The following is a 13,955-nucleotide window of genomic DNA, read 5'->3' as shown; positions in this document are numbered from 1 at the left end:
ATGTCTACTTTGATGGAACAAACATCTGAAAAGGAAACAAAACAGTTGCATAATAATCACCATGATGAGGAGATAGAAATTGATTTGATGGATCTTCTTCGTAAGGTTATAGGTATTCGTAAGAAGATCTATAAAGCTGCCGGTATTGGACTGATAATTGGGATTATTGTTGCAATCAGTATCCCTAAGCAGTACACGGTTGAAGTTACTCTTTCTCCGGAAATGGGTAATAACAAAGGTGGTGGTTTATCCGGTTTGGCTGCTTCTTTTTTAGGGAGTGGAGTTTCTATGGGAGACGGTACTGATGCCTTAAATGCTTCCTTATCTGCTGATATTGTTTCTTCTACTCCCTTTCTGTTGGAACTTTCTAATATGAAAGTCCCTGTATCAGGGAGTGAGGAAATCTCTTTAAGTTCTTATTTGAATGAAGAGTCATCCCCATGGTGGGGTTATGTAATTGGATTTCCCGGTATGGTAATTGGTGGGGTAAAGTCCTTGTTTACAGAAAATGAGGATGAATCCATATCTTCCGATAAAGCAAGTCGGGGTGCAATTGAATTATCCAAAAAGGAGTTTCAGAAGATTGAATCACTAAAGAGAAAGATTGCTGCTTCTGTAGATAAGAAAACCTCTATGACTACCGTTTCTGTGACCTTGCAGAGTCCTAAGGTTGCCGCAGTTGTTGCTGACTCTGTAGTAAATAAGTTGCAGGAATATATTATAGACTATCGTACCTCCAAATCTAAAGAGGATTGTCTTTATTTGGAGAAATTATTTAAAGAACGTCAGCAGGAATATTACGAAGCGCAGAAAAAATATGCCAATTATATGGACTCTCATGATAATATCATTTTGCAGAGTGTTCGTACCGAGCAGGAACGTTTGCAGAATGACATGAGTTTGGCTTACCAAGTATACAGTCAGGTCGCTAGTCAGCTTCAGGTTGCCAGGGCTAAAGTTCAGGAAGAAAAACCTGTGTTTGCTGTTGTAGAACCTGCTGTTGTCCCCTTGGAACCTTCGGGAACCAGTAGAAAGGTATATGTTTTAGCTTTTATTTTCCTATCAGTTTGTATTGTAATCTCTTGGAATTTGTTCGGGAAAGACCTTCTGGACAAGTTCAAAGAAGTATGTGCCTAAAATCAATCTTTAATGTGATATGGTATCAACCACCAGTCAAATCAATAAATTTATAGAATTTGTAGCAGTTCTGGGAGATCTGATCATTCTGAATCTGGTTTTGTTTTTTCTCCTTTTCTTTTGGGAAGAAGTATTTGTTTCTTTACCTTTCTCTTGTAGAGTCTCATGGATGATGACTTCGTTAAGTCTTTGCTATCTGGCTTGTTCGGGTTCCCGTGGGAGGGTTTGGGACAGTCGGGGAATTCGTCCCGATCAACTTGTATTGTGTGTATTGAAGAATATTATAGCTTTTTCCATCTTTTGGGCATGTATCATGACTTTTAGTGGGATCTCTATATATTCTCCTCTTTTCTTTGTTGCTTATTTCTCTTTCCTCTTTGTCATCTTAAGTATTTATCGCATTATTATCCGTCATTTCCTGATAGTCTATTGTGCTAAGGGCAAGCATAGACGTTATGCTGTTTTTATAGGTGGAGGCAATAATATGCAGGTTTTGTATGAGGAAATGGAAAGTTCTCTGGCGTCTTCTCTATATGAAGTTGTGGGTTATTTTGATATTAAACCGAATGATGCTCTTTCTTCGCAATGTCCCTATCTTGGTAATCCTGACGGTTTTTCAGATTTTATGTCTACACACCCGGGAATCAAACATGTTTTTTGTTCTTTGTCGATGGAAGAGGGACGTTATAACTTTTCTATTATGAATCATTGTGAAAACCATCTGCTATATTTTCATGGTGTTCCTAATGTATGTAAAGGTTTTCCTCGTCGTATCTGGCACAGTATGGTTGGCAATATGCCTATTTTGAATCTGCGTTATGAGCCTTTGGGTAAGATGGAGAACCGTATCTTAAAACGGCTATTCGATATTATTTTTTCCGGTCTTTTTCTGGTTATAGTTTTTCCTTTTGTTTATCTCATAGTGGGAAGTATTATAAAGTTGACTTCTCCCGGTCCTGTATTCTTTAAGCAAATGCGTACGGGTTTGAACGGTGTGGATTTTGTGTGTTACAAATTCCGTTCGATGAAAGTGAATGATGAAGCCGACAGTAAACAGGCTACGGCTGATGATCCTCGTAAAACAAGATTTGGAGACTTTCTTCGTCGTTCTAATATTGACGAACTTCCTCAGTTTATCAATGTCTTTAAAGGTGATATGTCAATAGTAGGTCCCCGTCCTCACATGTTGGCTCATACGGAGACTTATGCCCGGTTGATTGATAAATATATGGTGCGGCACTTTATAAAACCTGGAGTAACTGGTTGGGCTCAAACTCATGGTTTCCGTGGTGAAACGAGGGAACTTTCCCAGATGGAGGAACGTGTTAAGGCTGATATTTGGTATATGGAGCATTGGACAATGCTGCTTGACTTATATATCATTTATAAGACTGTGGCGAATGTAGTTGTAGGAGAAAAGAACGCATATTAAAGTATCTTTACAAGTAGAACATCTTAAATATATATTACTAAATATATCTGCTTATGAATAAAAAAGAAACCCTGAAGCAACAAATTCTTCAGTTATCTCGTGAATATTATAATGAGGTTCATCGGGACTCCAAAGTTTTTGAACCAGGGAAAAGTTTTGTAAATTATGGTGGTCGCTTTTTTGATGCTGAAGAACTCGTTAATTTGATTGATTCCTCTTTGGACTTCTGGCTTACAGCAGGACCTTGGGCTCATAAATTCGAGAAACGTTTTGCAGACTGGTTGGGGGTTAAATATTGTTCGCTGACAAATTCCGGGTCTTCTGCAAATTTATTAGCATTTATGACATTGACTTCTCCACTATTGGGGGAGCGTCGTATAAAAAAAGGTGATGAGGTTATAACAGTAGCTTGTGGATTTCCAACTACTGTAACGCCTATCATTCAGTATGGTGCGATTCCAGTATTTGTAGATGTAACGATTCCGGAGTATAATATAGATATAACTCAACTGGAAACTGCTTATTCTGATAAAACCAAAGCTGTCATGATTGCTCATTCGTTGGGTAATCCTTTCGATTTACAGTCGGTAAAAGATTTTTGTGATCGTCATCATCTTTGGTTAGTTGAAGATAACTGTGATGCCTTGGGGGCAGAATATACCATTAATGGTGAAACGAGAAAGACAGGGACTATCGGTCATATTGGTACTAGCAGTTTTTACCCACCACATCACATGACAATGGGTGAGGGTGGTGCTGTGTACACAAATGATCCATTGCTCAATAAGATAACCAATTCTTTCCGTGATTGGGGGCGTGATTGCTGGTGTGTAGGTGGTGTAGATAATACTTGCAAGTATCGTTTCAGTAAACAATTTGGTGAGTTACCTGTAGGTTATGATCATAAATATGTTTATTCTCATTTCGGTTATAATTTAAAGCTAACCGATATGCAAGCGGCTATTGGTTGCGCCCAATTGGATAAGTTGGACAGTATAGTATTGGCTCGTAGAAAGAATTTCCAGACTTTACTTGACGGTCTGAATGATACGGAAGGACTAATACTTCCTGAACCTCAAAAGAACTCTAATCCTAGCTGGTTTGGTTTTCTTATTTCAGTGAAAGAAGATGCAGGGTTCACCCGTAATGAATTATCTGAATATTTGGAGAGCAAGAGAATACAAACCCGTAATCTTTTTGCAGGAAACCTGTTGAAACATCCGGCTTTTAATGAAATGCGACAAAACGGTGAAGGTTATCGTGTTGTTGGTGATTTGAAAGGTACAGATTTTATATTGAATAATACTTTCTGGATTGGAGTTTACCCGGGTATGACTGAAGAAATGCTCCAATATATGATTTCCACAATCAAGGAATTTGTTACATCCCGTAAAGCGTAGAGAATAATGAAAGCAGTCATTTTCGCAGGAGGTTTTGGAACCCGTTTGAGTGAGGCTACCAATCTTATTCCCAAACCGATGGTTGAAATAGGTGGAAAGCCTATTCTTTGGCATATTATGAAGACTTATAGTCATTATGGAATTAATGAATTTGTTATCTGTTGCGGTTATAAACAATATGTTATAAAAGAATATTTCGCTAATTATTTTCGTCATAATAGCGACCTCACAGTCGACCTGTCCAATAACAGTGTTGAAATACTTGATAATCACTCTGAAAATTGGAAAGTGACTATGGTTGATACCGGCTTGAATACCCAAACAGGAGGGCGTCTGAAACGAGTACAGAAATATATTGGTGAGGAACGCTTTGTTCTTACTTATGGCGATGGGGTGGCGGATATAAATATAGCAGAGAGCATTAAGGAACATGAATTATCAGGTTGTGACATCTCATTAACGGCTTACAAGCCCGGAGGCAAATTCGGAGCTTTGCAAATAGATTTGAATAATAACAAGGTACTTTCCTTTCAAGAAAAACCGGATGGTGATCGTAATTGGGTGAATGCCGGTTATTTTGTTTGCGAACCTAAAGTCTTTGAATATATTCCTGCGTGTGATGATACTATTGTTTTTGAGCGTAAGCCTCTTGAAGACTTGGCGAAAGATGGTAAAATGCATGCTTATCGTCATACAGGGTTTTGGAAGCCGATGGATACACTCCGTGATAATGTGGAACTCAATGAAATGTGGGATAAGGGGATAGCTCCCTGGAAAGTTTGGTAAATAATGGATATAGATATATTTAAAAATTTCTATAGAGGAAAGCGTGTTCTTGTAACCGGACACACAGGCTTTAAAGGTAGCTGGCTTTCTATCTGGCTCCATGAATTGGGAGCGGAAGTGATCGGGGTGGCTAAAGATCCGGCTACAGATAAAGATAATTATGTGTTGTCCGGAATAGGAGGAAAAATAAAAGCTGACCTGCGTGCTGATATTCGTGATAGTCAGCGAATGAAAGATATTTTTCAGGAATATCAACCCGAAATTGTTTTTCACTTGGCTGCCCAACCTCTAGTACGTTTAAGTTATGAAATTCCCGTTGAAACGTACGAAACGAATGTAATGGGGACGATTAGCATATTGGAAGCTATACGGATAACGGATAGCGTAAAGGTAGGTGTCATGATAACTACCGATAAATGTTATGAAAACAAAGAGCAAATTTGGGGATATCGTGAGAATGAACCGATGGGTGGTTACGACCCATATTCCAGTAGTAAGGGAGCGGCCGAAATAGCTATTGCTTCTTGGAGGCGTTCTTTCTTTAATCCAGAGCAATATGAAAAGCATGGTAAAAGTATAGCCAGTGTTCGTGCAGGTAATGTGATTGGTGGTGGTGATTGGGCTTTAGATAGAATTATTCCCGATTGTATCCGTGCTTTAGAATCAAATATACCTATTGAGATTCGTAATCCGGAAGCTATTCGTCCTTGGCAACATGTATTGGAACCATTAAGTGGTTATATGTTATTGGTTAGTAAGATGTGGTATGAACCTACCAAATACTGTGAAGGATGGAATTTTGGTCCAAGAACAGAATCTATTTCTACTGTTTGGGATATTGCTGCTAAAGTTGTGGAAGAATATGGAAGCGGAGATTTAAGAGATTTGTCTGATCAAAATGTTTTGCATGAGGCGAGATTACTGATGTTGGATATTTCCAAAGCCCAATTTTTGTTAGGATGGCAGCCGCGAATGAACCTTGATCAGACTGTATCTCTGACAGTCGATTGGTACAAAAGTTATCGTAAAGAAGAAGTCTATGATGTTTGTGTGAATCAAATAATCAACTATTTATTGAAATGAAAATATTGTTAACGGGAGCAACAGGCTTTTTGGGCTCTCATATTGCTGAAACTTTATCTACACATGGCCATGAACTATTGTTAGCAAAAAGAACAAAATCAGATTTATGGAGATGTGCTTCTTTAGAAAATAAAGTTAAATGGACTAATAGTGATTCAGATGCTTTTGAATTGGATGTTTTGTCTTTTCGTCCTAATGTAATAATAAATTCTGCTTGGAATGGTGTTTCAGCAGGTGAGCGGAACTCATGGAAACATCAACTCGATAATTTATGTTATCAACAGCGCTTACTAGATTTAGCAAAGCGGTTAGAAGTAAAAGTATTTATAGGAATTGGTTCTCAAGCAGAATATGGGACTTTTGATGGGTGTGTTGATGAAAATTACATAGCTGATCCTAATACAGCATATGGGGTTGTAAAATTGGCAGCACAACAAATAGTAAAAACTTTCTGTGAAGAAAATAATATAACTTGGTATTGGTTTAGATTGTTCTCTTGTTTTGGTGAGAGAGAAGCAGAGAACTGGTTAATACCTGCTGTCATCAAAAATATGATGTCTACTGATCAAGATCATATGGATTTAACTGCTGGTGAACAGAAGTATTCTTATTTATATATTAAGGATGTAACAAATGTGATACTGTATGCAGTTAAAGGAAATGCAGAAAATGGGATTTATCATATTGCTTCTGATAATTTGCGTTCCCTAAAAAGTATTTTAGTTCATATAAAAGAATATTTGAGACCTGAATTTTGTTTAAATTTTGGAGCTCTCCCTTATCGTAAAAATCAGTCAATGATTAATGGCTCTGTTAATTTGAAGACTCGAAAAGCGTTTGGAGACTTTGAAGTTTCTGATTTTTCTAGTAAATTAATTCAAACGATAGAATATTATAAGGCTATTTATAATGATAAAAGATAGTATTACGTTATCAAAAGAAATACGTAAGTGTTCACTACGTATGGTTTACCAAGCAAAAGCATCTCATATTGGTGGGGCTTTATCAATGGTAGATTTATTATCTGTGTTATATAGTACGATATTAAAATATGATGTTTCTAATCCTTCTTGGGAAGAAAGAGATCGGTTTATACTTTCAAAAGGTCATGCTTGTGTCTCTTTCTATTCTACATTAGCATTATGTGGTTTCTTTTCTATGGAGGAACTGGACGATTATGGGAAAAATGGAAGTCGTCTATTATCCCATACAAGCCATTATATACCAGGAATAGAAATTTCTGCTGGTAGCCTTGGACATGGTTTGCCAATTGCGTGCGGAATTGCTTTAGCTGCGAAGCGAAGAGGACAGAAGTATCGTACTTATGTAATTGTTGGAGATGGAGAAATGGATGAAGGTTCAAATTGGGAAGCTTTACTGTTGGCTTCACATTTAGAACTGGATAACTTGTGTTTAATTATTGACTATAATAAGATTCAAAGTTTGGGTGCAACCAATGAGGTTTTAAATTTGGAACCTTTTAAAAGTAAGTTGGAGGCATTCAATTGGAATGTTATTCAAATAGATGGTCATAATCATGAAGCTATTCGTAGAGCTTTCATCCAAGCGGAAGCATTTTTTGGGAAACCAACTGCGATAATAGCTGATACAATAAAAGGTAAAGGAGTTTCATTTATGGAAAATGAATTGTTGTGGCATTATAAATCTCCGGATGAAAAACAATATAATCAAGCTATAAAGGAAATAGAAGGATGAGAACTGCATTTATAAAACAATTGGTAGAAGAAGCTAAAAAGAATGACAAAATATTTCTTGTTGTTGGGGATTTAGGCTTTAGTGTAGTCGAAGATTTTGCTAATCTGTTTCCAAAGCGTTTTTTAAATATAGGTATAGCAGAACAGAATATGATTGGTGTTGCTGCTGGATTGGCGAAGGAAGGGTATAATGTTTATGTTTATTCTATAGGGAACTTTCCCACTCTTCGTTGTATGGAGCAGATTCGTTATGATGTAGCATATCACAGTTTAAGTGTAAAAATTGTATCGGTTGGTGCAGGTTATGCCTATGGTTCGCTCGGTGCTTCACATCATGCGACTGAAGAGCTTGGTATGATGCGAACAATTCCTAATATGGTTATATGTTCTCCTTGCGACCCTGTTGAAGCAGAATCGGTAACTACGATTTCTGCAAACTATAATGGACCGATGTATCTGAGACTTGGGAAAGCGGGTGAAGCAATTGTTCATAAGGAAAATATAACGAATTTGCAAATAGGAGATCTTCTTCCAATAAAGATTAATAGTGAAAAAAAAGTTCTGCTTGCTAGTGGTTCTATATTAGATTATGCAGTAAAATATATGATTGTTGAAAATATTAAATCAGATATTTATAGCGTACCTTTTGTAAAGCCTTTAAATGTAAAACAAATAAAAGAAATAGCAGAGCAGTATTCTGAAATAATCGTTTTGGAAGAACATCAAAAAAGTTGTGGTATTGGGTCTGCAATTATTGAACAGATTAGTGATTTATATGCTTATGGTGTACTTCCTATATATCCTAGAATAAAACGGATAGCAATAGATGATAAATTCTATTCAATATCAGGTTCACAAGATTATTTAAGAGAGAAAGCAGGATTACGGTTATTTTAAGAATTGTGTATTTAGTTGTAATCAGTAGTGTGAAAATAGCCTTCTTTGTTGGATAAATAGTGATTTACTGTGATGAAAAATAATGTAGCAGTGGAAATAATTGAATTTGAGTGGGAAATATTTATAAGCTTTCAATTATAGTATGAATAAAGATGTTTGTGTGTATATTCTAACGCACAATAGACCAAATGATATATTACGATCTTTAAATTCTGTTAGAAAACAAGATTTTTCTAATTTAAAGATAGTTGTATCCGATAATTCGGATAATGATACTACTACTGAATTATTAAAAGACCTCATAAGAAGCGATGCAAGAATAAATTATATAAGAAGAGGAAAAGAATGTTCATCAGCTAATGCTCATTTAAATTATATATTAGCAACTAATACCCATGAATATTTTATGTTATTTCATGATGATGATGAGATGTTGCCTAATATGGTGAGTGTACTATATGAATATTTATCGACTCATGATTCATTCAGTGCAGTGGGGTGCAACGCATATTTTAATATTAATGGGAAGAATACAAAGAAGAAAATGTTTATCTCTAAAAATATACAAATAATGGAGGATAGTGAGAGTGTTGTAAAACAATACGCTATGGGTAATACTGCTCCATTCCCTTCCTTTATGTATAGGAAATCAAAAATTATTGGAAGTAAAATGGATTGGCTGAGAGGGGGGAAATATTGTGATTGCTCCTTTATTTCTACAATTGCAAATAAAGGAGGGGTGGTATATTTGCCTCAATGTTATATGTATTATTTTATATCTTCAAGTCAGGATAGTCAACATCATGAGTTTTTTCAATATTTGTCTTTAATAAAATTCTTATCAACTCAAGTAGAAGACAAGAGCATATTGTTAAACATGAGGATTTTCAATATTTATAATTATTTGCGTGATTTGCAATTGAAGACCGGAGATATTCCATATAGGAAAAAAGCACTTTTTTTATTTTAGATTTTTCTCGGTTTGACTTAACCGATTGAGAAATAAACTTTTAGCGAATTATTTGAGAAATAGAAGTAACGATTTAGCAACTGTGCGAATTTCAGCGTTTTGCGTTGCTATGCTGTCAAATAACTCTTTCATTTGCAAATATAACATCTTTTTCCGAAAGTACGAACTTTCGGTGGCAATTTTATAAAATCAACTTGCGAAAAAAGAAAATCATTCATCCCATTCATGGGTTGTGTCATCGGTGGCGTTGTACTGTTTCCAACGTCCCGATTTCTCGCCGTCGGTGTATTGCCCCTCGATGGTTATATAGGGTTTTCCGTCCCGTGTCGATTCCACACGATAAAAGCCGTCAAGTTTTCCGTTACGGTAGTGTCGTGTAGTCCTGCTGCGAAGCGTGCGCCCATCCTCGAATATTTCCCATTCCTCACCCTCTTTTTTGCCGTCTATATAATGAGATTCAAAAATCTGCTCACCCGTCTTGCTGTCAAAGCGGCGTTCCCGTCCGCTCTCCACACTCTGCCTATACTCCTTTTCGATTTCTATTTTGCCGTTACGAAAATAGGTCTTTACAGTTCCGTCTATCTTGCCTTGCTGCATGGGTGTTTCTTTTCGGGGAGTAACGCCATCTTGGTAATACTCCGTGAATATGCCGTTGCGCTTTCCTTTGGCATATATGCCCGATTCACGCAGTACCCCATCACGATAGCGGAGATAATCACCGTTTATTATGCCGTCGGAAAGTTTAACACGCTCCTCGTCAAGCCCTCGTATAATGCGATATTCTCCCTGCAACGGCTGTTTACTGCCTTTTTCATAATAGACCGTGCGCCGTGCGTTATCCGTTATAGTCTGTAAATCGTCCCATTTTACTATTTGTTGTGCGGAAGCCGTGCCACACAATAGCAAAAAGAGGTATAGTGTTAATATTCTATTCATTGTATTTTTGCTTTTCGAGGTTGATAACGGTTCTCAGCTATACGCAGGCAGGGATTTTAACCACTGAACTTCCTACGAAGAACTGAACTTTAAATTTACCACTTAACTGTCCTACGAAGCACGAAACCCCTGCTTGCGTATAGGTGATGTTATGCGGTCGGTTTTCATTTTCTCTTCTTTCTCGTTAATTTTTCATGCAAAGTTACTAAATTTGCAGTCAAGTATTCACCTGTAAGAAGTTACTAATGACAAAAAAGAAATTGCCCGTTCGTTTTACGGGTCAGCACTTTACTATTGATAAAGTGCTAATAAAAGATGCAATAAGACAAGCAAATATAAGTAATCAGGATACGGTTTTAGATATTGGGGCAGGCAAGGGGTTTCTTACTGTTCATTTATTAAAAATCGCCAACAATGTTGTTGCTATTGAAAACGACACAGCTTTGGTTGAACATTTACGAAAATTATTTTCTGATGCCCGAAATGTTCAAGTTGTCGGTTGTGATTTTAGGAATTTTGCAGTTCCGAAATTTCCTTTCAAAGTGGTGTCAAATATTCCTTATGGCATTACTTCCGATATTTTCAAAATCCTGATGTTTGAGAGTCTTGGAAATTTTCTGGGAGGTTCCATTGTCCTTCAGTTAGAACCTACACAAAAGTTATTTTCGAGGAAGCTTTACAATCCATATACCGTTTTCTATCATACTTTTTTTGATTTGAAACTTGTCTATGAGGTAGGTCCTGAAAGTTTCTTTCCACCGCCAACTGTCAAATCAGCCCTGTTAAACATTAAAAGAAAACAGTTATTTTTTGATTTTAAGTTTAAAGCCAAATACTTAGCATTTATTTCCTGTCTGTTAGAGAAACCTGATTTATCTGTAAAAACAGCTTTAAAGTCGATTTTCAGGAAAAGTCAGGTCAGGTCAATTTCGGAAAAATTCGGTTTAAACCTTAATGCTCAAATTGTTTGTTTGTCTCCAAGTCAATGGGTAAACTGTTTTTTGGAAATGCTGGAAGTTGTCCCTGAAAAATTTCATCCTTCGTAGTTCAAAGTCGGGTGGTTGTCAAGATGATTTTTCTGGTTTGGTGTCGTCTTTTAAGCTGCCGCATAACATTGTGCTAACAGCGAAATCGGCTGTTATTTTCTTCAAGTATATCACCTTGCGAACAAATATAAAAAAAGTGCAGTACACCACGAACAGCGTACCGCACTTTTTTCGGCAAATCGGGCAGGATTTAACATTTATAGCTTGAATCCCTTGCCTTTCCTTTGCGGTTGTATAGGTCGGCGTATGTTCTGCCTTAACTTCTCGAACTGTTCCTTGAACCACTCGGCAATGGGCTTTCGGTCGATGGCAAGAACCAATTTAGTCCCGTCCGTGGGGTCTTTCAGCACTTGGAAACCTGCCCTTTCGGTCGTGAATTTCCGTCCGTGTTCCTCCGAGTAGAGTTCCCCTGCATACTCCAACGGCTTTCCCTTGACGAGCGTTGCGGTCTGCCTTTCATCGAACCCGACAAGGCGGCAGAGGTTTTCGATACGGAGCATTTCACGGAAATAGGGAAACCATGCTGCCGCCCTTGCGATTACCGTTTTCAGAAACGATATTTCCTGCTTGTGCCTTGTGTCCTTGTCGGCTATCTCCCTGCCGTGCTTTTGCTGCATTTCCCGTATCTCCCTGCTGTGGTCTGCCTGCATGGTCTGTATCCTATCTTGCAGGGCTTCGATGGTTTCCTCGTGGTCGGCTACCTCCTTATGCAGGGCGGTGTTCTCCCTTTCCAGCGTCTTGACCTTGTTACTGCCGAAAAGAGAACCGACGCTCTCGGCGATGTTGGCGGCTGCGGTGGTTGCCGCCCCTTTCAGCTTCTCGGTCTGTATTTCTTTTTTCGCCCGTCTTAGTTCCTCCTGTGCCGTTTCTTTCTGCTGCTGCAAATCCACCACTTCCGCTTTGAGGTCGTCGGAGAGTTTCTGTATATCCCGATAATACTGCTGCGTGGACTTGTGGCGAGCTTTCGAGCCGTCTATGCCCCTTTGCAGCCCGTATTTCGCCATCGCCACGGCATAGGTATCTTGGTAGGACTTCAATTTCAGCCGTGTCATAATATCGTCTGCGCACAGCCTCACGGTGTCGGTCGGCTTCTTGCGGTATCGCTTCTTCGTCTGTTCCTCCCTTTTCCTGCGCTTGCGCTCTCCCTTGACGATGGGGACGAGTGTAACGTGTATGTGCGGCGTTTCCTCGTCCCTGTGCAGGTGAGCCGCCACGATGTTCTCCTTTCCGAACGTGTCGGCGAAGTATTTCAGATTGTCGGCGCACCACTCGTCCAAACGCCCCTCTTCCTCTATCCGCTTCATGTCCTCGTGCGTTCCCGATACGTTGATGCGGATTGCCCGTACTTGGTTGCTTCCGATTTTGCGTGTCAGCCCCGCTTCTTCTAATCTCTGCTGTATAGCCGCCGAACGGTCTTTTATCCCGTCGGGGTATTCGATAAGCCTGCGGTTTGCGTGCGTGCGTGTGGGGTCGGCGTTCTTCGGTATGATGAAACGCTCGATATGTGCGGTCGTTCCGCTGTCGCTGCCGTGCGCCTTTTCCATGTGTAAAACTACGAAACCCATATATTTTTCCTTTCTTCCTTGACTTGTGAAACAATGATTTTTCGTATCTTCGGGGCGGCAAATGCCGTCCCCGATGGGGTGTGCAGAGGGGCTTACCCCTTGCCTTATTGGGGAATTTTCAGCGATACGTAGTATTGCGGCTCGGAAAATTCCCTAATAAGCTACGGTATTTTCTCCGTAAATACCCTGCGGCGTGCCGTCTGCCTGCCCGTCTGCCTTTCGGCTATGGCTGTCCCTGCCGCCTGCTTGCCCGTAACCCCACCTTATTTTTTTCCTTTCGGTCGGTGGGTGGCGGGGCGGTCGTTTCCGTTTTCAAAGGCTCTTTTGCACGGGGCGGTCGGATACAAGGTTTTCCCGATAAATACGCTCGCAGCGAAGCGAGAGGAAGATTTATTGGGAAACGGCGCAGCCGCCTGACCTTTTAGCCGACGTAAAGCCCCGTGCTTGCTTTGCCTTTGTAAACGAAAACGATTGCTCCGCTTTCCTCTGAAAAGAGAAATAGACCCTGCAATATATATCACCATAGTGATAGGTTTGCATGTTTGCATGCTGGTATGCTGGTACGTTTGCATGTTGGTATGTTGGTATATCATCATGCTTTCCAACGGCTGTTGGGCTTGCCGTCCGAAACAACCGACACGAATACCGTCGTTTTCTCTTTTCGCCCGTGTATAATCCTCTCTAATAATGCCCTGCGGACTTTCGCCGCCCCGAACGATTCGACACGGAAAGCGAGGGCGGCTATCGTTTCGAGGTTGTAAACCTCCGCGCTGTATTTGTCCGATAGGCGGATAATGTGCTTTATGTCATATATAGATAAAACTCCGCTTTTGCAGAGAGTGCCTTTATCCCTGCCCTAACCGTCGGGGCGATAACCCCGAACAGTTCGCAGATTTCCCGCTCGGTCATGGCGGTTGCGCCTATATCGCTCGGCAGGGAGATATTGCCCTGCCCGTCCATCGTGATAATGTTCCTTTCTTCTTTCATC

Annotated in this window: 12 protein-coding genes and 1 pseudogene; 10 read left to right on the top strand and 3 right to left on the bottom strand. The window is 39.5% G+C overall.

The features are described 5' to 3' along the window. From GD631_RS18430 to GD631_RS18390, 9 genes are all read left to right on the top strand, one after another. On the top strand, positions 1-1,137 hold the full coding sequence (locus tag GD631_RS18430; protein WP_152288009.1) for a chain-length determining protein: 1,137 nt from the start codon (positions 1-3) through the stop codon (positions 1,135-1,137). A 19-nt stretch (positions 1,138-1,156) separates the two neighbouring features. After that, on the top strand, positions 1,157-2,569 hold the full coding sequence (locus GD631_RS18425; protein WP_143258781.1) for an undecaprenyl-phosphate glucose phosphotransferase: 1,413 nt from the start codon (positions 1,157-1,159) through the stop codon (positions 2,567-2,569). A gap of 53 nt (positions 2,570-2,622) precedes the next feature. Beyond that, positions 2,623-3,969: a lipopolysaccharide biosynthesis protein RfbH gene (gene rfbH, locus GD631_RS18420; protein WP_143258780.1), complete on the top strand. Its 1,347-nt coding sequence runs from the start codon at positions 2,623-2,625 to the stop codon at positions 3,967-3,969. A gap of 6 nt (positions 3,970-3,975) precedes the next feature. Then, positions 3,976-4,755: a glucose-1-phosphate cytidylyltransferase gene (rfbF, locus tag GD631_RS18415; protein WP_143258779.1), complete on the top strand. Its 780-nt coding sequence runs from the start codon at positions 3,976-3,978 to the stop codon at positions 4,753-4,755. 3 nt (positions 4,756-4,758) lie between these two features. After that, complete coding sequence (gene rfbG / locus GD631_RS18410) at positions 4,759-5,838, top strand: CDP-glucose 4,6-dehydratase (protein ID WP_143258778.1); 1,080 nt, start codon at positions 4,759-4,761, stop codon at positions 5,836-5,838. Next, on the top strand, positions 5,835-6,761 hold the full coding sequence (locus GD631_RS18405) for an NAD-dependent epimerase/dehydratase family protein (protein ID WP_143258777.1): 927 nt from the start codon (positions 5,835-5,837) through the stop codon (positions 6,759-6,761). The genes rfbG and GD631_RS18405 overlap by 4 nt, the downstream gene beginning before the upstream one ends. Further along, entirely contained in the window at positions 6,748-7,554 is an 807-nt protein-coding gene (locus tag GD631_RS18400; RefSeq protein WP_143258776.1) for a transketolase, read from the top strand. Before GD631_RS18405 ends, GD631_RS18400 begins: the two co-directional genes overlap by 14 nt. Further along, positions 7,551-8,450 carry a transketolase family protein gene (locus tag GD631_RS18395; protein WP_143258775.1) on the top strand — a complete coding sequence of 300 codons (900 nt, stop codon included), beginning with the start codon at positions 7,551-7,553 and terminating at the stop codon, positions 8,448-8,450. Before GD631_RS18400 ends, GD631_RS18395 begins: the two co-directional genes overlap by 4 nt. Before the next feature lie 142 nt (positions 8,451-8,592). Further along, positions 8,593-9,420 carry a glycosyltransferase family 2 protein gene (locus tag GD631_RS18390; protein WP_223225962.1) on the top strand — a complete coding sequence of 276 codons (828 nt, stop codon included), beginning with the start codon at positions 8,593-8,595 and terminating at the stop codon, positions 9,418-9,420. A 210-nt stretch (positions 9,421-9,630) separates the two neighbouring features. Here GD631_RS18390 and GD631_RS18385 read toward each other — a convergent pair whose 3' ends face one another. Next, a complete protein-coding gene (locus GD631_RS18385) occupies positions 9,631-10,356 on the bottom strand; it encodes a toxin-antitoxin system YwqK family antitoxin (RefSeq protein WP_004293712.1) in 726 nt (241 codons plus the stop codon). A 245-nt stretch (positions 10,357-10,601) separates the two neighbouring features. Here GD631_RS18385 and erm(F) point away from each other — a divergent pair, with 245 nt between their 5' ends. Further along, positions 10,602-11,402 carry a 23S rRNA (adenine(2058)-N(6))-methyltransferase Erm(F) gene (erm(F), locus tag GD631_RS18380; protein WP_004295323.1) on the top strand — a complete coding sequence of 267 codons (801 nt, stop codon included), beginning with the start codon at positions 10,602-10,604 and terminating at the stop codon, positions 11,400-11,402. 197 nt (positions 11,403-11,599) lie between these two features. Here erm(F) and mobV read toward each other — a convergent pair whose 3' ends face one another. Together mobV and GD631_RS18370 are read right to left on the bottom strand one after the other, a co-directional pair. Further along, complete coding sequence (mobV, locus tag GD631_RS18375; protein WP_185911506.1) at positions 11,600-12,967, bottom strand: MobV family relaxase; 1,368 nt, start codon at positions 12,965-12,967, stop codon at positions 11,600-11,602. Positions 12,968-13,559: 592 nt separating this feature from the next. Next, positions 13,560-13,954, bottom strand: a pseudogene (locus GD631_RS18370) (hypothetical protein). Between the last annotated feature and the right edge of the window lies 1 nt (position 13,955).

The sequence above is a fragment of the Bacteroides luhongzhouii genome (genome assembly GCF_009193295.2).
In the GTDB taxonomy this organism is placed as follows: Bacteria; Bacteroidota; Bacteroidia; order Bacteroidales; family Bacteroidaceae; genus Bacteroides; species Bacteroides luhongzhouii.
Note: the sequence above shows the minus strand (reverse complement) of the source record. Positions and strands in the feature narration are given on the sequence as shown.

Excerpts from the sequence above, each read along its gene's own strand:
- GD631_RS18385 (WP_004293712.1), bottom strand. The coding sequence starts at position 10,356 with ATGAATAGAATATTAACACTATACCTCTTTTTGCTATTGTGTGGCACG.
- GD631_RS18400 (WP_143258776.1), top strand. The coding sequence starts at position 6,748 with ATGATAAAAGATAGTATTACGTTATCAAAAGAAATACGTAAGTGTTCA.
- GD631_RS18395 (WP_143258775.1), top strand. The coding sequence starts at position 7,551 with ATGAGAACTGCATTTATAAAACAATTGGTAGAAGAAGCTAAAAAGAAT.
- mobV (WP_185911506.1), bottom strand. The coding sequence starts at position 12,967 with ATGGGTTTCGTAGTTTTACACATGGAAAAGGCGCACGGCAGCGACAGC.
- rfbF (WP_143258779.1), top strand. The coding sequence starts at position 3,976 with ATGAAAGCAGTCATTTTCGCAGGAGGTTTTGGAACCCGTTTGAGTGAG.
- GD631_RS18430 (WP_152288009.1), top strand. The coding sequence starts at position 1 with ATGTCTACTTTGATGGAACAAACATCTGAAAAGGAAACAAAACAGTTG.
- GD631_RS18405 (WP_143258777.1), top strand. The coding sequence starts at position 5,835 with ATGAAAATATTGTTAACGGGAGCAACAGGCTTTTTGGGCTCTCATATT.
- GD631_RS18390 (WP_223225962.1), top strand. The coding sequence starts at position 8,593 with ATGAATAAAGATGTTTGTGTGTATATTCTAACGCACAATAGACCAAAT.
- rfbH (WP_143258780.1), top strand. The coding sequence starts at position 2,623 with ATGAATAAAAAAGAAACCCTGAAGCAACAAATTCTTCAGTTATCTCGT.
- GD631_RS18425 (WP_143258781.1), top strand. The coding sequence starts at position 1,157 with ATGGTATCAACCACCAGTCAAATCAATAAATTTATAGAATTTGTAGCA.
- rfbG (WP_143258778.1), top strand. The coding sequence starts at position 4,759 with ATGGATATAGATATATTTAAAAATTTCTATAGAGGAAAGCGTGTTCTT.